The 22310-nt window shown below is 39.0% G+C and carries 16 protein-coding genes and 1 pseudogene; 6 read left to right on the plus strand and 11 right to left on the minus strand.

The features are described from left to right. Positions 1 to 165: 165 nt before the first annotated feature. From FCN25_RS14680 to FCN25_RS14690, 3 genes are read left to right on the plus strand one after another with little or no spacing between them, the layout of a single operon-like run. Positions 166 to 795 (plus strand): TnsA endonuclease N-terminal domain-containing protein, encoded by a 630-nt coding sequence (locus FCN25_RS14680; protein WP_137226022.1) that lies wholly within the window; start codon positions 166 to 168, stop codon positions 793 to 795. Continuing rightward, positions 792 to 2645 carry a Mu transposase C-terminal domain-containing protein gene (locus tag FCN25_RS14685; RefSeq protein ID WP_137226024.1) on the plus strand — a complete coding sequence of 618 codons (1854 nt, stop codon included), beginning with the start codon at positions 792 to 794 and terminating at the stop codon, positions 2643 to 2645. Before FCN25_RS14680 ends, FCN25_RS14685 begins: the two co-directional genes overlap by 4 nt. Next, positions 2642 to 3709 carry a TniB family NTP-binding protein gene (locus tag FCN25_RS14690; RefSeq protein ID WP_137226026.1) on the plus strand — a complete coding sequence of 356 codons (1068 nt, stop codon included), beginning with the start codon at positions 2642 to 2644 and terminating at the stop codon, positions 3707 to 3709. Before FCN25_RS14685 ends, FCN25_RS14690 begins: the two co-directional genes overlap by 4 nt. A gap of 4 nt (positions 3710 to 3713) precedes the next feature. On the opposite strand, the pseudogene FCN25_RS14695 reads toward FCN25_RS14690, so the two are convergent. The 3 genes and pseudogenes from FCN25_RS14695 to FCN25_RS14705 form a co-directional block, all read right to left on the minus strand. Beyond that, positions 3714 to 3984 (minus strand): annotated as a pseudogene (locus FCN25_RS14695) (transposase); the annotation flags it as partial. After that, positions 3959 to 5371 carry a DEAD/DEAH box helicase gene (locus FCN25_RS14700; RefSeq protein WP_254693653.1) on the minus strand — a complete coding sequence of 471 codons (1413 nt, stop codon included), beginning with the start codon at positions 5369 to 5371 and terminating at the stop codon, positions 3959 to 3961. The pseudogene FCN25_RS14695 and the gene FCN25_RS14700, both read right to left, overlap by 26 nt. A 1-nt stretch (position 5372) precedes the next feature. Beyond that, positions 5373 to 5900, minus strand: coding sequence for a hypothetical protein (locus tag FCN25_RS14705; RefSeq protein WP_137226028.1), 528 nt, complete (start codon positions 5898 to 5900; stop codon positions 5373 to 5375). Between the two features lie 220 nt (positions 5901 to 6120). Here FCN25_RS14705 and FCN25_RS14710 point away from each other — a divergent pair, with 220 nt between their 5' ends. After that, complete coding sequence (locus FCN25_RS14710) at positions 6121 to 6432, plus strand: helix-turn-helix domain-containing protein (protein WP_137226030.1); 312 nt, start codon at positions 6121 to 6123, stop codon at positions 6430 to 6432. On the opposite strand, the gene FCN25_RS14715 is transcribed toward FCN25_RS14710, so the two are convergent. The 8 genes from FCN25_RS14715 to FCN25_RS14750 all read right to left on the minus strand — a co-directional run bounded on the left by FCN25_RS14715 (position 6429) and on the right by FCN25_RS14750 (position 18743). Continuing rightward, positions 6429 to 7088 carry a hypothetical protein gene (locus FCN25_RS14715; protein WP_137226032.1) on the minus strand — a complete coding sequence of 220 codons (660 nt, stop codon included), beginning with the start codon at positions 7086 to 7088 and terminating at the stop codon, positions 6429 to 6431. The genes FCN25_RS14710 and FCN25_RS14715 overlap by 4 nt on opposite strands. Positions 7089 to 7093: 5 nt before the next feature. Then, positions 7094 to 8443: a nucleotidyltransferase gene (locus tag FCN25_RS14720; RefSeq protein ID WP_137226034.1), complete on the minus strand. Its 1350-nt coding sequence runs from the start codon at positions 8441 to 8443 to the stop codon at positions 7094 to 7096. 49 nt (positions 8444 to 8492) lie between these two features. Continuing rightward, positions 8493 to 8738, minus strand: coding sequence for a hypothetical protein (locus FCN25_RS14725; RefSeq protein ID WP_137226036.1), 246 nt, complete (start codon positions 8736 to 8738; stop codon positions 8493 to 8495). Between the two features lie 171 nt (positions 8739 to 8909). Then, entirely contained in the window at positions 8910 to 9176 is a 267-nt protein-coding gene (locus FCN25_RS14730; protein WP_137226038.1) for a hypothetical protein, read from the minus strand. 31 nt (positions 9177 to 9207) lie between these two features. Further along, on the minus strand, positions 9208 to 12873 hold the full coding sequence (locus tag FCN25_RS14735; protein WP_137226040.1) for a DEAD/DEAH box helicase family protein: 3666 nt from the start codon (positions 12871 to 12873) through the stop codon (positions 9208 to 9210). Positions 12874 to 12894: 21 nt separating this feature from the next. After that, positions 12895 to 14067: a restriction endonuclease subunit S gene (locus FCN25_RS14740; RefSeq protein WP_137226042.1), complete on the minus strand. Its 1173-nt coding sequence runs from the start codon at positions 14065 to 14067 to the stop codon at positions 12895 to 12897. A gap of 64 nt (positions 14068 to 14131) precedes the next feature. Then, positions 14132 to 15688 carry a class I SAM-dependent DNA methyltransferase gene (locus tag FCN25_RS14745; RefSeq protein ID WP_254693654.1) on the minus strand — a complete coding sequence of 519 codons (1557 nt, stop codon included), beginning with the start codon at positions 15686 to 15688 and terminating at the stop codon, positions 14132 to 14134. Positions 15689 to 15953: 265 nt separating this feature from the next. Beyond that, complete coding sequence (locus FCN25_RS14750; protein ID WP_137226044.1) at positions 15954 to 18743, minus strand: UvrD-helicase domain-containing protein; 2790 nt, start codon at positions 18741 to 18743, stop codon at positions 15954 to 15956. Between the two features lie 234 nt (positions 18744 to 18977). Here FCN25_RS14750 and FCN25_RS14755 point away from each other — a divergent pair, with 234 nt between their 5' ends. Together FCN25_RS14755 and FCN25_RS14760 are read left to right on the plus strand one after the other, a co-directional pair. Then, entirely contained in the window at positions 18978 to 20213 is a 1236-nt protein-coding gene (locus FCN25_RS14755; protein ID WP_137226046.1) for a TniQ family protein, read from the plus strand. After that, positions 20207 to 22309, plus strand: a complete 2103-nt coding sequence (locus FCN25_RS14760; RefSeq protein ID WP_137226049.1) for a type I-F CRISPR-associated protein Csy2 — start codon at positions 20207 to 20209, stop codon at positions 22307 to 22309. The genes FCN25_RS14755 and FCN25_RS14760 overlap by 7 nt, the downstream gene beginning before the upstream one ends. The last annotated feature ends 1 nt before the right edge of the window (position 22310 follow it).

A 22310-nucleotide genomic window follows, 5' to 3' on the forward strand; every position in this document is an offset into this window, starting at 1 on the left:
GTTTGACAAATTTAACCCATAGTTTGACATAAAAATGGATTTTGTAATTATATTACAAAATATATATTCTTTAATATCAGTGGTTTGAGTTATTAATAACCCATAGATTGACAAATTATAAATCTTTAGTATGCTGAATGTACTTTATTTGTGGGAATTTTACTCATGTATATAAGAAGCTTACGCAAACCATCACCGAACAAAAACGTATTTAAATTTGCTAGCGCAAAAGTTAGCGAAACGATAATGTGTGAGAGTTCATTGGAGTTTGATGCGTGCTTTCATCATGAATATAATGATTGTATAAAGGTGTTTGGTAGTCAGCCTGAAGGGTTTTATTACGATTTTGAGGGCAAAAAATTGCCCTATACACCTGATTCGATAATTCACTTTATCGATGGGACGGTAAAGTTCCATGAATACAAACCTTATAGCAAAACATTCGATCCAATCTTTAGGGCTAAATTTGTAGCCAAGAAAGCAGCAGCTCAGTCCTTGGGAGCAGATCTTATTTTGGTAACAGAACGTCAAATTCGCGTAAATCCTATTCTAAATAACCTTAAAATATTGCACCGGTATTCGGGAATCTATGGCTTAAATACAATTCAACTTGAATTACTTAACCTTATAAGAATAACAGGCAAAATCAGTGTAAATGATGTTGCAATAAAACAATCATTACCGTTAGGTGAGGCTAGGTCATATCTTTATTCACTGATACATAAAGGATTTATTAAGGCTAATTTAAGCCAAGATGATCTCGATTGTAACCCAGCGGTATGGTGCATCGAATGATGGACTTCGAGGATGAGTTCAGTGAGTCTGAATTAGTCAAGAAGCCCGATACCCCTATTCAATATGTGAAGTTAGAAGATGCTGCATTAGTCAAAAGAGACTTAGATACTTTTCCTGACTTTCTAAAAAACAAAGCGCTCGATAAATACCAGCTCATTGCCTTCATCGAAAAAACAATCACTGGTGGATGGACTCAACAAAATCTAGACCCAATCCTTGATACACTTTTTGCTACTGCTATGGAAAAACGCCCTAACTGGCGAACGTTAGTCCGTTGGCGTAAAAGCTACATTGACAGTAACGGCGATCTTGCGTCATTAGTCGCTAAGCGACACAAAATGGGCAACAGAACGAGTCGAGTTCAGGGTGATGAAGCATTTTTTGAGCAAGCCCTAACGCGTTTTTTAGATGCAAAAAGACCCAGAGTATCTACAGCATATCAATACTATAAAGACGCCATCACCATTGAGAATGAAAACATTGTTGATGGGCAAATTCCTATCATTTCTTACAAAAGCTTTAACCAAAGAATAAAGTCACTACCTCCTTATCCTGTTGCAGTGGCGCGGCATGGTAAATTTAAAGCAGATCAGTGGTTTGCTTATTGCTCATCTCATATTCCACCAACGCGAATATTAGAGCGTGTCGAAATCGATCATACCCCACTTGATCTAATCCTGCTTGATGATGAGTTATCTATTCCACTAGGCAGGCCAAATTTAACCCTAGTCTTCGATGTTTGTAGTGATTGTGTTTTGGGTTTTCACTTAAGTTATCGGTCGCCTTCATATGTATCAGCAGCTAAAGCGATTGTGCATGCGATAAAGCCTAAAGATCTAGTTAATGTCGGAATAGAGCTTCAAAATGATTGGCCTTGTTATGGAAAATTTGAAAACCTAGTTGTTGATAATGGAGCTGAATTTTGGTCGAAAAGTTTAGAGCATGCCTGTAAAGAAGCTGGTATAAACATTCAATATAACCCTGTTCGTAAACCTTGGTTGAAGCCATTTGTTGAGCGCTTCTTTGGTATGATTAATCAATACTTTTTAACCGAACTCCCAGGGAAAACCTTCTCGAATATACTAGAGAAAGCAGACTACAAACCTGAAAAAGACGCCATTATGCGCTTCTCTACCTTTGTCGAAGAATTCCACCGTTGGATTGTTGATATTTATCACCAGGATTCAAATTCACGAGAAACTCGAATTCCCATAAAACAGTGGCAACGTGGTTTTGATGTCTATCCTCCATTGCAGATGAGCATTGACGATGAAGAGCGCTTTAATGCGCTCATGGGGGTTACTTATGGAAGAACTTTAACGAGAAATGGTTTTAAATTTGCAGAACTAATGTATGACTCTACAGCTTTAGCTGATTACAGAAAGCGTTACCCACAAACTAAAGACACAATAAAAAAAATTATTAAAGTCGACCCTGATGATCTATCAAGTATCAATGTCTATCTTGAAGAATTAGATGGTTATCTTAAAGTGCCCTGCACAGATAATAGTGGTTATACCATCGGCTTGAGTCTCCATGAACATAAAGTGATTAAGAAAATTAATCGTGAAGATGTTCGGGAAGGAAAAGATAATTTGGGGTTAGCGAAAGCGCGTATGGCAATTCATGCTCGAGTTAAAAAAGAGCAAGAAGTATTTATGGAATCGAAAACAACTGCAAAAATTAAAGCGGTTAAGAAACAGGCTCAACTGGCTGATATTAGTAATACTGGGCAAGGTACAATTAAGCTTGAAAAAAGTGAACCGCAGCCTTTAATCTCCAACGAACCAGAACAGTATATCAAAGATATTCTCGATAGCTGGGATGATGATTTAGAGGCTTTTGAATGAAGACCTTGAGTTCTGCTCAGATTGAGCAATTACAAATATTTAGTGACTGTATTGTCCTTCATTCACAAATTAAAACCATTTATAACGATTTTGATGAGTTACGAGTAAATCGTAATCTTCAATCAGATCAACAATGCATGTTATTAACTGGAGATACTGGCGTAGGAAAAAGTCATCTGATAAATCACTATAAAAAACTCACATTAGCTAGCCAGAATTACGGTCGTGAATCTATGCCTGTCCTAGTGAGTCGTATATCTAGTGGTAAGGGGTTGGATGCCACATTAACTCAGATGTTGATGGACCTTGAACTTTTTGGTAGCCATCAAAGAAAGAAGCGCGGCTATGCCACTGACATGAGAAAAAAACTGGTCGATAGTTTGGTTAAGGCCAAAGTTGAGCTACTTATCATTAATGAGTTTCAAGAATTAATCGAGTTCAAAACAATTCAAGAGCGACAATTAATTGCAAATGCGTTGAAGTATATAAGTGAAGAAGCAAAAGTCCCAATTGTGCTAGTCGGTATGCCTTGGGCCGAACAGATTGCAGATGAGCCACAGTGGTCTTCTCGCTTAGTGAGAAGAAGAAAGCTAGAGTATTTTAGCCTTAAAAATGACAGGAAGTACTTTCAAAGTTATTTGGGTGGATTGGCCAAACACATGCCTTTCAGTGATCCACCAAAACTCGAGAGCAAAGAATTTTCTATACCATTGTTTGCGGCGAGCCGAGGTGAAAATAGGATTCTAAAGCATTTACTCTTAGAAGGATTGAAAATAGCTCTTAGCAACAATTCCGACACTTTAAATTGTCAGCACTTGTCTGAAGCGTATAGCCAGATTTTTAATATTGACGTTAAAGATAAAGATAAAGATAAAGATAAAGATAAAGAACCTCTAAATCCTTTTAAGCAGCCATTTTTCGAAATAGGAATATCTGAAGTGATCAAACCTTCTAGATATAACTCGAATGCAATGACTCCAGAGAATATGCTTGTGTCTCGTGAGTTTTCAGAAGCTAAAACTTTAGCTCAGTTACTCCGTAAAGACCCAACAGATTCTGTGTAACTACCTAATTTATATAATCTGAAATTCGTTCTTCAAATTTAATAATAAAACGATTCAGTGCCGGTTTCCAGTTTCTAATCGGCATTGTCCATTTCTTCGACGCTTGCATAATAGCCAAGTGAACAAACCTTCTTCGCAGAGTCATCATTAGGAAACTGCTTGCGTTTCTTGATGACCTTTCTGATAACACTGTTCAACGATTCAATGGCGTTGGTGGTGTAGATTGCCTTTCGGATATCTTTAGGATAGTTAAGTAAAGTATTGAGATGAGCCCAAATGAGTATCAAACATCTTCACAATCTTTTCTTTAAAACCACCAAGCAGCGTTAAGTTATAAAGGTTTTCTTCATCAATATCTGATAAATTCTGTGGCGGATTTACAGGCTTTTTAGCCTGAGTTAAATCCAAGTTTAAATTCAAATCAAAAGTCGTTTTTGGTTCTGGGTCATATGATTTTTCTGATGTTAAATCTAACTCATCAGAAATCGACTTTTCAAAAACAACAGTTTTTTCTGGTAAGTCTTGATTAATTCGATATGCAAACTCAGTCAGGCTTTTTTCTGCCAGTGTGAACAACCAAGCTTGTTGATCTTTATCGTCAGTCACTCTTAATATTCGACCTAACACTTGCCGATAATGCATTTCAGTTTTTATCCTACTCAAATGACAACAAACTTGTAGTCTCGGTATATCCGTCCCTTCACTTACCATTCCCACACTAACAATCCACTGTACTTTACTGTGTCGAAAATTATCAATAATTAAGGATGGGTGTTGTACTTTTGAAGTCACAATACTCGCAGTTTGCTTGAGTTTATCGACTAAAATATGATGTAACTGCTTTGCGTGCTGAATCGATGTAGCGATAACTAATCCACCTGCTTTTGGATTATGCTCGCGGATTTCATTTAGTTTGTTAACACCTTCACCCAGCATATATTCCATTATCTTTGGGTGTGTAATGAGTCCTTGAAAGCTCACCTTAGACTTACTCAGTAATTGCTCAATTGAAGAAAATGACTCTTGAAGATTATTACTTTCCAAGTTTATTTTATTGTTATCAATCAGCACTATTTTAGGTTCTCTGCATACTCCATCAGCAATTGCCTCCTTTAAGCCGTAGATGAAATCACAATGAATAGTGTTATCTGGTTCAGTAAATGTCGATAATACAATAGGGGCATTATCTGAACGCCATGGCGTACCAGAAAGAGCTAGTGTGTAGCTGGCTTGGTTTTGAATATTAATCAACACCTCTTCTCCCCAAGCATTGGCATTACCAACTTCAGTACCTTTAAGGTGATGTATCTCATCCATTATCACAAACACATTATGACAGCGTATTAATTGCCAGACCTCATCAGATAAGGAAGGCATTGATTGGTAGGTATATACCCCGCCAATAGCGCCAATTAGCCCATTAAAACGACGTTTAAACCTTTTTGAGAATGTCTGTTGAATACTTTCATTTACTTCTGTGGATGGTGAAAAACACAAAATAAAATCAATTTTGTCCTGTTCATATAATCTCATCGCAAGCTCAGAGGCCATAACAGTTTTACCTGCACCTGGTGTCGCTAAACATAAAAAATGAGTTTGTGATTGATAGATATTAAGAGCCTGTTTAACACATCGCGTTTGCCAATCTCTGAGCTTTATCATGTTACCTGCCCTCTAAACTGTTTATAAATACTTCAATAGCATTGATCTTGCCAACCATTGTTGAACTTTGATTTTTAGCCCGCATATAGCGAGGGTAAAGTGTCGTTTTAGCTTCTGGATACTCGTTAATAAGCCGTTTAAACTCTTCAGCTTCACCAATCAGCCCAAGTAGATCTATCTGGTATTGATTAAGTGTTGCTTTTAGTTCATTTGAATTTGTCATTCTTGTTTTTACTTCGCTCGGATGAATAACTTCAGACTTAGATTTACTGTCACTAAGGCGTCTTTCATCAAATTGTGCTGTTTTTGAAAACATTACTTTTTTATCTACAGCTACTTTTTCGAAAAACTGATACCGGCATAATTTGTTGAGTGTTCGGTGGACCAACTGAGTCGCTTGTTTGTTTTTAGAGGCTGGACAAGCATCCATAAACAATTTTTTCAGCTCAACTGCACTAATTTGTTGTAATTTTTTATCCTTCAAAATGTTGAGGATAACTTCATTTATACTGATAACAGATATCGTCACGTTAAATACCAATTTATAATAAATTCAATAAGTAAAGAGTTCATCCTTGGCGTTTTTGTGACATTCCATTGTTATTTTTTTTATTCCAATAGCTTAATTTTTTTGTTTTAGTCTAAAAACTTGACAACTACAAATAAAAAGCTAAGGATTCCTTAGTATACCTCAAGGCAAAAAACTAAGACAATCTAAGTTATCTGGAATTAATAATAAAAATGAACTCGTGTCAGACAAACAGATCAATCCACTACCGCTTAGGCTTAAGCAAGCAAGAAAGGCTATGGGCATCAGCCAGAAACAGCTTGGCATTCAATTGGGCATGGAGCCGGGTACGGCGAGTGCGCGGATGAACCATTATGAGAAAGGCAAGCACACTCCTGATTACGCAACCTTAAAGGCGATGGCCGATGAATTAGGTGTGCCTGTGGCTTACTTTTTTTGTGAGTCAGAAAGCACAGCTGAATTACTGTGCTTGCTTGAAAAGATGAGTGAAGAAGAAAAATTATCTCTGGTCGAAATTATAATGAAACGCTAGCTTTTGCGTTTAAGGCTAATAGAGCCTGCGGTGTTTCCGCCCCTTTGCCATGTTCTATTCGTCCAATAAGTCCCCACTAGACAAATATGATCAGCCTCAAAGCGAACTACTAATTTTGCTGCACCATCGAATTTACTATCGTCTGTCGACAAAGGCTCATCAATAACTGATTCAAAAATATACGAAACATAAAAGTTTCCATCTCTGGGATCTTTATATATTTCACTCTGAACTACGGTGCTCCGTTGATAATCATCAAGTGATTTTAATCTAATATCAAAACCAATAAAATCAGCTTTGATATCCATTTCAACTTGCTTCTCTAATGGATTGCCGTATTCATCTTTAAAGCTCGAAACAACATATCCTGCCCATTTCCCATTTAAATTTGGGCAAACGTTCTTGTCTAATAAACCACCGAGTTTAGGAATATACCAAATGGCTTTCCAACCCCACTTTGCAAGCAACCAAATTATACCAATAAAAATTATTGATACTGTCCCTGAGTATGCCGACACCTCAATTAAGTTATTTATACTTAGCATTACAACAAAATTTGTATCACCCAATAAGATAATTACGGTTGATAGCAATAAAATGGTAAATACAAACGCTAGGGCTTTCAATAGCCCAAATTTAGGGAGAACTTTCCACATGGCTTTTACCTTCCTGGACCATAGGTTTTTCGAGGAGGATTTCTTAAAGGCCTTTTAATAGAACTAACGATTACTTTTACCGATTTAGCACCTAAAATTTGACCATTAGCTTCAATTACACACTCCATATAATGAGTACCTCTATACCCACAATGTTCTTCACAAACATCATTAAGCTTAAAAGCTCTTAAGTGACCTAAATCATTGGCAATGGACGCATCTTTTTCTTTGTTTCTAACCATCCACTTCACGGTTGAATTTGCTGGATAACTATTAGTGTTAGTGATAGAGAAATCCAAATTCTCATCTAAGAAGCCATTGACAATTTCACCAGATGAGTCTTCCAAAAAATTATTGTTACGATCTGTTTTACGAATGTTTATTGAGGGAACTGTTGTAAGTGCGGGGAGGTTTGTGACATTTACTAATTCTTCGATTTCTGCAAAAGGTGGATATATGTGTTCAAAAATTAATGACCAACAAGGATGTGCTTCTGTAGCTGAGTTGCTGTCATTCGCACCTTTCAGGTTGTTAAGTAAAATTGCTAGTTGTTCGCTTAGTTTGGTTTTATCTTCATTAGTACCACCTATTAAATCATCGCCATTTATTGGGCTAAGAATTTTATTATTTGCTTTTAAGAAGTGGAGTAGATTGGCCGAGTTTCGTACAAACACATCATCATCCTGCTTAAAATCATCAAATTTATTGGCAATGAAAACGGTGATTGCAATTGAGGGAAGCTTAACGGATTTAAGTGCAACCCAAGTTTTAATGTTTTTAATGCATCTTCTTAATCGTGCTTTTTTTTCTGTCGAATATGTACTTATTTTACTATCAAACCAATCTTGAAGGGATTTAGGATCACTATCAATCCAACCTGATTCCTCTGTAGCTAATCGGCATGTTTCTGACTCTTTAACAAAATAATACAGAGGAAGATCAACATGAAAACTACCTGGAAAGCAAACTCTCTCACAGTTAGGCTTTGAGTCAGCCAATTTTGTATCATTATTAGCTGCACAATAGCTCACAAGTACAGAACGAAAAATTGATTTAGCATCATTTGCCAGAATGTTGTGCGACTCGGCATCAAACATTAAATAAACGCCTGCATCTATATCAAATTCTTCACCAATTCTAACTGGACGAATTAGAGTATGATTTTTATACGACCCTTGAAGGCAGTATCCTACGTTTACACCCAGCTTATTGGATAATTCACTCTTCAAATAGTCAAGTAGATGATTTTTTCTAGACCGGGCGTAATCCATTTGTTCTGCTAATAATGTAACGCGTTTATTTAGCGTTTCCTTGTCCTCATTTGAGGAGAGAAACATATTTGCACTTTTTCCCATGAAATCCTTTTCCTATATTATTCAGAACGATAGTTGTTAAATTAAGCCATTAAACATTCAGTTCATCAGCTCTCATCAATTCTTGAAAAAGCATTTTTGAGAACGGAGCTGAGTGAAACAATTCGTACTCATCATGCTCTTTCTTTAAGAAAAACCCCTTGGAATATGTAATATCCTCTTTCATATGAGCGGTTTCATTGACTTCAACGTCATTATCCAGGCAGAGGATAAAGTCAATATGAGCATACGTTTTTTTTGGATGAGTCTCGTTCAAAAAGTTGATATTCGTGATCAAACTTGAAACCTGAACGCTCGAGAACTGTACTTGTTTTACCACTAATCTTGTAGCAGAACATGCCACAAATAAGGTTAGGCATGCTTTGTTTTAATTTTTTTGATTTTTCTTCAAAATCTCTTATTTCGGTTAACTTGCGTTCGTTTTAACTTCAATAATAGCAGCACACTCTTACGAACTTATCCGTATCTGTCGACCAAGAGAGCTATTCAGGGTATTTCTTTTTCGCAAAATAATGTCATGCTGACCAAATTCTTCATCTTTAAAGTAAACCTCTCCTTTATGAAGTCTATTAGCTAAGTTATCAATTCTTGACTTGATTTCAGAATGAACAAATTCTTCACGGGCTTCACCAAGAATTCCTTTATGGTTATACTTTTCAACGGCTCTTGACTGTAACCTTAATAGGTCATCAATGTATTCATATAAATATTCCACGACTAATCTTCATCCCTAATTATTAGCAGCATCAAGCCGTCATCGGCTCATCAGCGGCATTCGCATTGGCATTCACTTTCCTGATCACCCCAAACAGCACTACCACTTTACCTTCGTCAAAAAAGCCGTAGGCGCTTTCGCCATGAAAATCAGTAAATGGTGGTTCAAATATTTGTGCCATATCGAGTACGCCGTTATGCACTAAATGATCGATGACTTGATTCACAAAGTTAATTTGTTCCGCGTTGTATACGCCAGCGTCTAAAAAGCTACTGAAGGCTTCTTTAGCGGCATTTAAGTCAAGTCCTACTAACTGACGAATAAACGTGCCTAAGGGCTTCTCTTGCAGTATTTGGGCATGATAAACATCAATGTCACTCATGCCACTGGCTTCAAGCAATAAACCATCGAGTACGTCTAAGTCCGATTGAGTAATTGGCATATTACGTTTGAGCTTTTGAATGGTTAACTGGTCTTGATGATCTTTAATATACAGCTCAATTTTTTTACGATACTGAGCTAAGTCCATGGTTGGGCTTTGATAAACGCTGGTAACATCATCAACGCCTTGCACATCATCAATAAAATTGGTGTAAACCACTTCTTTTTTTTCTTTATCTATGGCGAACATTAAATTGCGTAACCGTTTACGAATGTCTTCCAATGTCACTAGATGAATATCTTGCCAAAACTCATGGGTTTGTATGTCTTGTATCAGCTGTAATTGTGCCTGAATGGCTGGAATATTATCTTTTTCTTCCAGTAACTGAGCAAATTCCATCACCCGTAATCGAGATTGCTCAGGCACCATACCTTTTTCAAGCAAAGCCAATTGCATAGTTAAGATGATATTGTCAAAACGGTTGGATAAGTTATTGGGTTGCTCATCTTGATTAAAGGCTTCTGCCTCCGTGGGTAACACAGATACATGGCTTTCTAGCTCAGTAAACTTAGTGTCATCAATATTGTTCCAATAAGTGCGCTCTAAAAAGGGTTCAACCGCTTGACGTTTAGGGCGAACAATAAAGTTATCTAGGTTCATACCTGTCACTTGATGATGCAACATATCAAGCTGATAGGTATTTAACCCACGTAATAAATCACAATCTTCTGGGTATTTGTCTTGGTAACTTTCATCTTGCAGGCGATGGTTAAGCAAGGTACTCAGCTTTACCCGCTTCTCAAACACTTGTTGAGTCACCGGTTGAGCAACACTTATGGGTAAACCTTCAGGATTAGCGTCAAAGTATTCAAAGTTCTGACAATAATCGAATACTTTAAAAGTGGTTTTATGGTCATTAGGGCCAAATAAATCGGGGCACAAGCGTGTGCCACGGCCAATCATTTGGGTAAATTTTACCTTAGAGCGGATAACCTTAAAAAACACCAGGTTCATCACTTCTGGCACGTCAATGCCTGTGTCGAGCATGTCTACCGATATCGCAATGCGGCAGGTCGGATTTTTCGGGTCAAAGTCTTTACGATCGTTTTCATCACCGCCAAATTCATCAATTAAACTTTGGGCATAGGTTTCTTTAAAGGTAATAACCCGAGCCAGCTTACCTGCCCACTTGGGGTAGTTCTTGTTAAACACGGTTTCTAAAAATACTGCATGATCGTTGTTAGTCGCAAATATAATGGTTTTACCAATCACATCGCCGCCTTCAACATGAATGCCGCCAAGTAAATCTTTACTCATTAGCTGGGCGAACATCTTTTCTGCGGTATCTTCGTTGAACAAGAATTTATTTAACTCTGACGATAAAACCTCTTCACGATCCTCAAGCTCTGTTTTGCTTTCCCACACTAGTTGTTCATCTTTCGACAACTCTTTGTATTTAATACCATCGCGCAAGAATTTAGTTTTAACGCTTATCTTAGTCGGTGGTACTAGGTACTTTTCGGCATAGGCGCTGACATCTTCATAGGCGTAAGTCGGCATGCCTTTTTGTAAGTCAAAAATACCATAGGTGTCTTTTTCAACTTCATCTTTTGGGGTAGCGGTTAAGCCAACTAATAAACCATCGAAGTATTCAAAAATTTGGCGATACTTTGAATACACTGAGCGGTGCGCCTCATCGACAATAATTAAATCAAAATGCCCCACACCGAATGGTCGCTCATCAGCACCACGGTCGAGTAAGTTTTTCATGGTCGGGTAAGTGGCAAAGTACAGGCGGCTTTCAATGCTGTCTTTACTCTGGCCCGAACTTAAAATAGAACAGCTTACACGCGGCAACTGTTTAACAAAGTTCTTTTTCGCTTGGGTTAATAAGGCGTTGCGGTCGGCTAAAAAAACGATGTTTTTAATCCAATCGTTTTTAACCAGCAAATCGACCAAGCTTATTACGGTACGCGTTTTACCTGTACCGGTTGCCATGACGAGCAGAGCTTTGCGTTGATGTTCTAATTCGAAGTCCTGCAAAATATGAGTAATTGCCGCTTTTTGATAGTGACGGTTAGTGATGTCGTTATTGATATCAAGGTTTTCAGTTTCAACCAGCGGGGTGTCATTACCCGTCACAAAAAACGCTTTACGATCGCTGCGACGCTTTATCATTAACTCAAGTTCAGCCTTGGTATAAAAACCTTGTACCTTACGCGGCGGATAAAAATAGTCGTCCCACAAACGGGTTTCATAGCCATTGCTGTAAAATATCACTGGGCGCACGCCACACTGTTTTTGTAAGCAATCGGCATACAGTTTGGCTTGCTGTTGGCCATCTTCTGGGCGGCGACTGGTACGTTTGGCCTCTACCACCGCCAGTGCGGTTCCATCATCACCCCACAGCACATAATCCACAAACCCATTACCATTTGGGTTAGCTGTCGATATAGGCATGCTGTTAACCGGATATTCGCGGTCGCGTGCTTGGTTTAAAGGCCAACCCGCTTCATTTAGCAGGGCATCGATTAAGTAATGGCGGGTTTCGGCTTCGTTATAATCGTGGGTATCTAACTGCGTTTCTGCGCTTTGTTTGGCTTTGGCGATTTGCTCAAGCAAGGCTTGGTTTTCGGCCTTTAACGCGGCGTTTTCACTCAGCTGTTGCTGATACTCATCACGCTTAACACTGTCACTTTCTGCCAGCTGTTTTTCGAGATCTTGCACTCGCTTAATGTTGCTCATCGCCTTAGTTACAAGACCTGCATCAATGGCAAGCTTGTGGGGGATTAATGCTTCATCAAACGGCGCAACGTTAAATTGTTGCCTGTCTAGCCCTGGAGTATAAGTGCGCACAAACCAATACAGCACATGGTGCAGCTCTTTTACCGATTGTAAGGCATCACGTTGTGGCAGTGCGCTTTTGCCGTGTACGGCCTCGTTACCAATTTTGATAATCAGCTTAAGCTTGGGGAACAAGTTACTGCTGAGGTTATCTTTAAAGTCTTTTTCGTGGATAAGCGACATTAATGTCGCATCATGGCGTGGGCGTTTTAGCCAATTATCTATGTCAAATACGGTTTCAACCATTAGCTCCAGCGCATTACGGGCATAAAAACCTGCAATACGCGGATCGGTTTTTATGTTGGCTTCAGCGCTTTTAGCCCGCAGCTGTATTTCAGCGCAGCGCATAGAATACAGATCATTGCCTGCTCCATTTGCAAGCGCCACGTCCATAAAGTCAAAATTGCTAATGCCAAGAGAGTTAGCGCCATGAGTGGCTGTGGAAGCTAGAGGTTGTACCGTATCTGACATGTAAGTTCCTTTTACATCTTATTAAGTGTTAGCGTTATCGAGATTAAGTTCGCCGTTGAACGCTTTTTGCATTAAAGCGTTAAAGGCTGATTCATATTGAGCTTCTTGTAATTTAGCTTCTTGAATCAGAGCTCTAATCTTTGCGATTCGAATTGAAAAGTCTAATTGCAATTTTATTGGCGGTTTTGCAATATTGATGCTTTGAAACTCTTTGGCATTAATGTTTGCCATCCCAACAATACTTTTACACATTGATTGAAGAGTTTGCTTTCCATATTTAGAGTTCATAAAAGAAGAAATATAGTCAGGGTGACCTAATTCATTGCAACGTGCTCTAACTAAGTAACCAGCATATGCCATTAGTTTGTTTTCTCGATAAACTGCTGTTTTGCCGACAAGTTCTTTGCTGTTTGTCCTGTTAAATAAAATGTCACCATTTTGAACCAAATATTTCTCTTCATCTTTTTCGTCCATATCCATGTACTTTAAAGATGTAAAATCCCAATTCCCTTCATAGGTTAAATTGTTCATGCGGAGCACTGGATATTTCAATATTTCAGTTGATGACTTTTCGGATGTGCCATAGTTAGCTGATGATAAAAGATCACTAATAATTCCTATTTCCCACTCCTTCGGATTGGTCACTGGATCACCAAACATTTCAATAAACACTGACTGGGCGAGGCTGTTTAGCTCTTGCTCCATTTGTTGGCAGTCTTTACGCAGTTGGTCGGCTTTTTCTAACACCGCCGCAATTTGCTTTTGGGTTTCGAGTGGCGGGAGTGGGATTTGGAGTCCTTCGATTATTTTTTTATTTATTTGTGGAAAAGTCGAACCCGTTGAATTTCGATATAATTCATCTTCGATTGATGCGATAAAATACCATAAGTATTTAGAGTCTAATTTTTTATAATGGACTCTAAGTCCCGCAACACCACGCCCGAGACAATATTCTTTATCCGCCCAATTCAAATCTCCAATTGTAGCTCGAACACAAATTATGATATCGCCTTCTTCACATAACTTTGTAGGTTCAAGAGTTGCTTTCTTTGGTCGAGGAAATACATCACCATAGTCTGCGGCACCTGCTATGAGTGGCACACCTTTATCAAGTTCAACATATGTCGAACCTTTGGGCGCAGACCCCATATCGATTTGGCAGACTGCAGATAAATTAACTAAAGGCCAACTCATTTCAATAACCCTTCCAACTCTTGCACACCCTTTGCCATCTTGTCTTGCAGGGTTTTAATCCGCGTTAAATCTCTTTTGGTGAGTCGTACTGCACTTCTTCATAAATGACTTCTTTATAACGATTCAGGCTTAAATCGCAGTCGTTAGCGGTAATGCTTGCTACTGGCACCATAAAGCTTTGCTCGGTGGTTTTGCGGCTGTGCTCTGGGCTGGCAAGGTTCGGCGTGCCATCGGGATTAGTTAAACTTAAATAACGGGCAATGATATCGGCAATGTTGCTTTGCTCGTGGGTTGGCTGCCCTTTACTACCATCTGGGCCATCTTTAAACAGTGGTGTACGTTTATCATCTAGGGAGAAACCATCGGCTTGCATGTCGTAAAACCACACTTTGTCGGTGCCGCCAGAATTGGTTTTAGTGAAGATTAAAATCGCGGTGCTGACACCGGCATAAGGCTTAAACACCCCTGATGGCAAGGAAATAACCGCTTCGAGCTTTTGCTCGTTAACGATTTTTTCGCGAATGCTTTTGTGGGATTTAGTTGAGCCGAATAATACTCCGTCAGGCACGATAACCGCGGCGCGGCCACCGACTTTTAGCATGCGTAAAATCAGCGCTAAAAACAGTAACTCAGACTTTTCGGTTGGGCCTTTGGCTTTGACTTCAACTTGTATCTCGTTACCGTTTTCATCAATTTCGGTTTTGTATTTTGGCGCGGCTTTTTTGGCGGCTGGGTTTTTGCCTAAGGCACGCAGTAAGTCAGGGGCGACGATGTCAAAATCGACCGAGCCTTTAAATGGCGGGTTAGCCAAAATTAAGTTATAGGCCTCGCTGATATTGGCATCGCCTTGGTCTTGTAAGCTGTCACGATACAGTACGCTTGGGTTTTCAATGCCGTGCAGTAGCATGTTCATGGCGCCAATGCGCAGCATGCTTTTGTCAAAGTCGAAACCAGTGAACATGGCATTATTTACATGTTTGCGGTTTTCTGGCTTGTTGACCTCTTGCTTATAGTTGTTTTCAACGTATTCAAGCGCCGCCATTAAAAAGCCGCAGGTGCCTGATGATGGGTCACAAATGGTGTCGCCCAGCTTTGGTTGCATTAGCTCAACCATCATTTGGATTAGATTGCGCGGGGTGCGGAACTGGCCGTTTACGCCTGATTGCTGCAACTTGCTGAGTAGGTATTCGTATAAGTCGCCTTTGGTGTCTTTGTCGTCCATGTTGATGGCGCTAAGCAGTTGCACTACTTGGTCGAGCAACTTAGGTGACGGGATCATAAAGATGGCGTCTTTCATGTGCTCGGCAAAGCTGCCTTCATTGTGCAGGGCTTTGATTTTAGGAAACACCTGATTTTGGACTATGTCCATCATCACGTTAGGATCTTTATCTTTAAAGTTGTTCCAGCGTAGCGCTTGCTCGTCTGGACCAAAGGTTGGGTTAGCAACAGGAATACCAGTGGCTTGTGAACGACGCTCAGCGGTACGTTGTAGCTCGTCTAAACGGCGAATAAATAACAGATAAGAGATTTGCTCAATTACCGAGATAGGATTGGCGACACCGCCGGTCCAAAACATCGTCCACACTTGGTCGATTTGATTACGTATTTTGCCAGTTAACATTGATTCTCTCTTGGGTATTTTGTGGTGGCGAGTAGAATTGCCACTTTGTAACGCGATTTGAGTGTTGCAGCGAACTGGCTGGAACACTTCTATTGCTCATTACCGCTATCATATAAGGCTTATTGAGCTTAGGTAAACGTTTAAAATCATATTGTTTAAATATTAGTAAATTATGGTTTTAATTGACTTTTTGGTTAATGCTTTTGGTTGATGGTTTGCCTAACTAACATACATCTCTTGAGTGATATTGTTAATCGTGATGGTATTACTCATTTGTATACCATCTTCCTAGCCTTGAATTGTTATCTCCTAGGGCATGAATTTCTATATTTGAGGCTTGAGAAAACCAAATTTCACTTCGTAAATCATCAATGCAGAACCCTTCATAAGGAAAGGTTTTTACCCAAGAATTAGTGGTGGACTGCCATGTGTAATTGCAAGCTTGTAGTAAGTCTTTAATGGGAAAAGTCCCTCCGATTTCAACATATCCTCGGTTTTTAACATGTATTGTAATTCTGCTGGCTTGAGCGTCTGTGGTAAAAGGGGGGTATTGCTGCCATTCGATATTTTGCATGAATGGTGAGGCTTGAATGTTAACTAGAAATGGCGATGCTTCTTTGCTGTCGGTGATGATAAATAAGTTATTCTCAGCACGAGTTAGCGCTACATATAATAGCCTTCTTTCTTCATCAATAATTTGCTCTAAATTGCTATCAAAAAAACGGTTAAATACCCAGTCTGGATGTACGAGTGGGTAATTACGTTTTATTAGCTCCATTACTATCACGGTTGGCTTTTCTAACCCTTTGTATTTATGAGCTGTTGAGATAGTGATTTTGCTGCGTAGGTTTTCGGGGAAGAAGCTTCGAATAAAGGTGAGGTATCGCTCGAGACCTTTGGTGTTACCTAAGTTGACCTTGCTGGCAGCTTCAAAAATGTATCCGTTGATCGCATTTTTTCGGCAAAGTAATACGACGTCTTGATCATTTTGCAGTGATTGATTTATTAACCTTAAAACGGCAGGGGTTAGGATGTCACCGCTGTGCTTTTCACGCTCAACGATTGTGGGTTCAAATTTACTTAAATCAACCAGATTAAGGATGCACTCGGCGTTGTTTTGGGTTGTTGCAGGCTTGCCAAGTCCTTGCATTAGTCTGTTACCTATATCAACTATGGGGATTGGTGAACGATAATTTGTTGTGATGGTGAGCTTTATTGGTGCCGGAATATAAGCGCTAATATTAGTGAAGTATTCTAAGTTAGAGCCTGCGAATCCATTGATTGCTTGCCAGTCGTCGCCGACACAAAAAAAGTCAGCTTGGGTTGCGATTTTTTTAATGGATTGGATTAATTGATTAAAGAGTGGTGAAAAATCTTGGTATTCATCGACAAAGATATACTTTAAGTTTGATAAATTCCCCGTGAAATTTTTAGTTTCAAAGATATTTTGACCATCGGCAATCATGACACTGGCTTTTTGTATTAGACCATCAAAATCATCATCGCCGGTATTTTCAAGAGTGTTTAAGTAGTCTGCATAAAACTGAATGGCGAATTCAATAAACGTTGATTCGACTTGAGAACCAGCCATATAAGATTGTTTTTTTACCATTAAATCGGCATGCGACAGAGATTGTTTTCTGGCTTTACCTATAAATGCGACCATTGCTTTCGTAAAACGGTCTATTGCTCTGGTTTTACAACGTTGCCATATTTCTTCATCTGGTAGTTTGTTACAGGCAAAACCATGTGATTCTAGATGTTTTTTAAGGATGTTTAAAAATGCCTGGTTACCTTGTGAGGTTATATCATTTGGGCTAAATGTAAGTAGGTGCCAGTTCTTTTTTTTAGCCCAATATTGTTGTTTTTGTTGGCTCGATTCATCATAGTCTTGGTCGCCTTTAAGGCCGAAATACTCAATGATGACACCACTTTTTGCCGTTGCGAATAGGGTGAAATCTGGACGGTAATTAATACCACTCCAGTAATGATTTCGTTCGTATTTGTAGTCAATATCATGTTCAAACAGAAAGTCGGCAATAAGCTTCTCTCCATAGGATTTTACATATTCACCTTTTAACGAAAGTTGAGGCAGTAAGCGTCGGTAATATAAAAAAGTCTTTTGGTCTTGTTCAAATCCGCCGGCAATGATTTTTTGCCAATCTTCTTTAAAGTGAGCCATCATTAAATCTCTGATGGCGTATCGATAATTATCAGTTTGAAGATACGAATCAATGATTCCTTGGGTTAAGCGACTGAGCATAGGTGTATTTTCAGTGTCGTGAAGTGGAGGCTCATCTGGATGTACGATTGCATACGCTAACGCGTGGAAAGTAAAAACGTATGGCAGTAATAAGTTTTCTTCTTGAATGACATGCTCTATGACTTTTGACTCAAGTTGAGATGTAGTGTCGCGTTTATTGGTTTGTTTATTATCTTTTAGTTTCTGTTGAAAGCATTTTTTAGCAGATGGATGCAATAGAAAGAGTAGTTTTTTCCGCACTTCTTGAGCTGCTTTTTTATTAAACGCCAACAATAGCAACTCTTGTGGATGTACTCCGCAGTGCTTTACTAAAAAATAGGCTCTAAGTACTAATGTGGTTGTTTTACCGCTTCCGGCCCTTGCAAGTACCTGAATATTACCATTAACGGATGCTACAGCGAGTGCTTGCTCGTCGTCTAATGTCACTGTTTTATCACTTGTCGGTAAATGTTTTGCAAGCCAGCTTTTAATGAAATTTATGCGTAATTGATTGTAATAGTGTTGTGGGACGAGTTGTTGAATATGCTCTTTGTAGTATTGATCTGCTTGGAGGTAATTTGACTCGAGCATTTCAACTAAAGGCTGAAGAGCTAAGAGGCGTTTTTGGTCAGCTATTTTCTCTAGCGCTATGATCTTCCTCTCTTCTTCTGCGAGAATTTGCTCTTGATTGTCTTTTGATGCCTTCATTTTTGCAGTTTGTGCACGTTTAGCGTCGGCAAACTGCTGATTAATTCTATCCCTTTCAGTGAATACTTTTTTGACGTTTTTTCTTTTTAAGAGAAACGGGCTCACAGATACCTCTCCAGAAAATAACTTAACTGTACAGGTAATATATAAACACTTAATCCTCAGTAATTAAAGGTGTTTTTATACTTAAAGTGATCACCTTGCGAAGGTGAGCACTTTTTAGTTTACGAGGGTAAATCTTTCGTTTTATAAATCAGTTGTTGAAATAATTTTTGGCACTTGATAACAAAAACTAGACAGGTTAGTGTTGACTAAGAATTCCTTAGTTTTTGGTATGGTATGGCTTTTCTATTTTCACCTAAATCTCGTGCGTTTAAAGATGAATCGCTGGAAAGTTACTTGCTACGTGTTGTGGCAGAGAACTTTTTTGATACTTATGAGCAGCTCAGCTTAGCAATACGTGAAGAACTTCATGAGCTTGATTTTGAGGCCCATGGTGCGTTCCCTGTCGATTTAAAACGCCTTAATGTTTACCACGCCAAACACAATAGCCACTTTAGAATGCGAGCGTTGAGCTTGCTAGAAACCCTTCTTGATCTACCTCCACACGAACTACAAAAACTGGCCTTACTACGCTCGAGTAGAACGTTCGTTGGCGGTATGTCGGCAGTGCACCGTAATGGTGTTGATATTCCGTTGAGCTTTATTCGTTACGCAGATGAGGAGGGTATTGAAAGTGTGCCGATTTGTCCTCAATGCATTAAAGAAGATCCTTATATTCGCCAGATTTGGCATTTGAAACCTATTAATGCATGTGCCAAGCATGAGTGTGAACTTCTTCATCAATGCCCTGAGTGTCAGTTGCCTATCAATTACATTGAGAACGAGTCCATTACTCACTGTGCTTGTGGCTTTGAGTTTGCTACTGCTCTTAGCGCGAAAGCTGATAACCAGGCGGTTTTATTGTCACGTAGCTTATTTGATGGTGATGCTTTATCTAACAACCCTCTGTTATTTATGGGCACATCTGCGACTCATCGATTTGCTGCTTTGCTTTGGTTTTATAAGCGTCATGAAGTCTATTTTGAAGATCTAGCACATGCGTCTATAAGTTATTTTGAAAACTGGCCTATTGGATTTGATCAAGAATTAGATGAGATAAGTAAAGGTGCCGAGTTGGGGCTAATTGACCTTTTTAATCGAACATCATTTAAGTTTATTTTTGGTGATCTGATTTTAGACTCCCAGTGTTTATTGCCTGAGGGTAAAGAGCCACATTTTATCTATATTGGCTTAATGAAATACATTTGCAAGTTAGTTGAGTCGCATCCTAAGTCTAAAAAGCCTAATGTGGCTGATATGTTGGTGTCAGTGGCTGAAACTGCGGTGCTACTATCAACCCCCCACGAACAAGTGTATCGACTCTATCAAGATGGGGTTTTGGCTTCGGGGTATCGGCAGAAAATGAAGCAGCGAGTTGATCCTTATATTGGGGTGTTTTATTTAAGACAAGTTATTGAGTATAAATGTAGTTTTGGCTCAGATAGACAAGGAATGTACTTATCAGCATGGTAGATATTACTCATTTCAAACAGTTACTGGAAATTGACGATATTCAGGATCGTGATAATGCTCTGCGACGTGGATTTACAGCCTATACAGAACCATTAGATATCACTGGATATGAAAGTATTGTGCTTGTTATTTTACTTAACCTGACTTATTCGAGGAAATTAGTAGACGACTTGCTTGATAAAGGTTTAGCAAAGAAAACCCTGCAAAATGAGGTTCACTTAGATCATTGTTTAAATGAAGTTTTATGGTTGCACACTCATAACCTTAAATACCCTGACATAAGAGTAAGTAAGCAAAGATTGATTTTACCATCACCGAGCTTAAATGCGGCAATATTGAGTAGTGCTAATTATGAGCAGACTTTGGGGTGGTCTCATGATAGTGCGAAAGTGAATTTTGCAAAGTTATTTGGTAGCCAGTTTATTTGGCAGGGACAACTATGTTGCCTCGCGACCATATTAGCAGTGGCTCCGGCAGACTGGAAAGTTGCTTTTCAAGCTCTTGGTTTAGCTGTTAAAAATTTCAATAATTTGTGTGGCAGGATTAAGGGATTACTTCCTAAAATAGAAAGCCCTGATAGTGTTGATAAGTTCTCTATTCAAGTCCGTATGCCTTATCGAGATAGTTATTTATCGATAACACCTGTGATTAGTCATGTTTTGCAATCTGAGCTACAAAAAGTGGCTATGGCAAAGCAATGTCGCTATACCAGCATCGGGTTTACCCGACCAGCGTCGGTTGGCGACTTAGCCGCCTCGCTTGGCGGCAATATTAAAGTATTAAATTACCCGCCAAGAATTTCTCAATCAGAGGCCGAACAAAATACTTCATGGTTGGTTAGAGTGCTGCGTCGTGAGTCAGTATTAAATAATAAGGTGTTATTTCAAAAAGACTTTACTGGAGCTTTGGCTGGTTTGTCGTCGGTTGGATTAGCCTTAGCGCTAAAGCAACGTCGACAGCAGAAGGTGGCAAGTATTAAACAAATACGATCTACTTTATCAGCTTGGTTAGTCCCATTGTTAGAACTGCGCTTAGCTATTATCGAAAATAATGTATCTCTAGCTGAATTGTCAGAAATTAAAGGCTCTTTAGAGTACCGATTTCTAATAGCAGAAAATGAGCAGTTACTTGAGTTATTACCACTTTTGTTTAGCTTGTTAAATTCAGTGTTATCTCATTCTGTTGTTACAAGTAAGTATGCTTTTAATCAAAAGTTGATGAAGCCACTAAAAGAGTCTTTAAAATGGCTGTTAGTGAATATATCTCAAGAGTCTAATATTTTATCTACTGATGATGAAAATCTTCAGCATCGTTATTTATATTTGAAGGGCATACGCGTATTTGATGCTCAAGCTTTATCGAACCCATACTGCGTTGGTATTCCATCATTAACGGCAGTTTGGGGGATGATGCATAATTATCAACGACGTTTAAATGAAAGGTTGGGCACAACGCTACGAATGACATCATTCTCATGGTTTATCCGTCAGTGCTCATCTGTTACAGGCAAGAAACTACCCGAATATGGCATGCAAGGGCCGAAAGAAAATCAATTTAGAAGAGCTGGTATTTTAGATAATCGTTATTGCGACTTAGTGTTCGATCTCGTTATACATATTGATGGCTATGAAGAAGAGTTAACTGAACTTGATTTTTCTATCGGTATAATTCAAGCAAGCTTCCCTGCTAATTTTGCTGGAGGGGTGATGCATCCTCCTGAAATTGATAAGACCATTGATTGGTGCGCGTTATATCGCTCTGAAGTTCTTCTGTATTCTAAGCTGAGAAGATTACCAGCATCTGGAAAATGGATTATGCCGACAAGACATTCAATAAATAGCCTCGATGAGTTGTTAGTGCTATTGAAGCAAAATGTCTCGTTATGTCCGGTGATGATGGGCTATCTTTTGCTCGAAGCACCGCAAGCCAGGAAGAGGTCAATTGAGTTACAGCATTGCTATGCTGAATCAGCTATCGGTGTCGTAGATTGCGCGACGGCAATTGATATTAGGTTGCAAGGAATGCATAATTTTTTCAGACGGGCATTTTGGATGCTTGATATAAAAGAGACCTCAATGCTGATGAAACGGATTTAAG

Origin of the sequence: Shewanella sp. MEBiC00475, assembly GCF_005234075.1 — a bacterium.
In the GTDB taxonomy this organism is placed as follows: Bacteria; Pseudomonadota; Gammaproteobacteria; order Enterobacterales; family Shewanellaceae; genus Shewanella; species Shewanella polaris.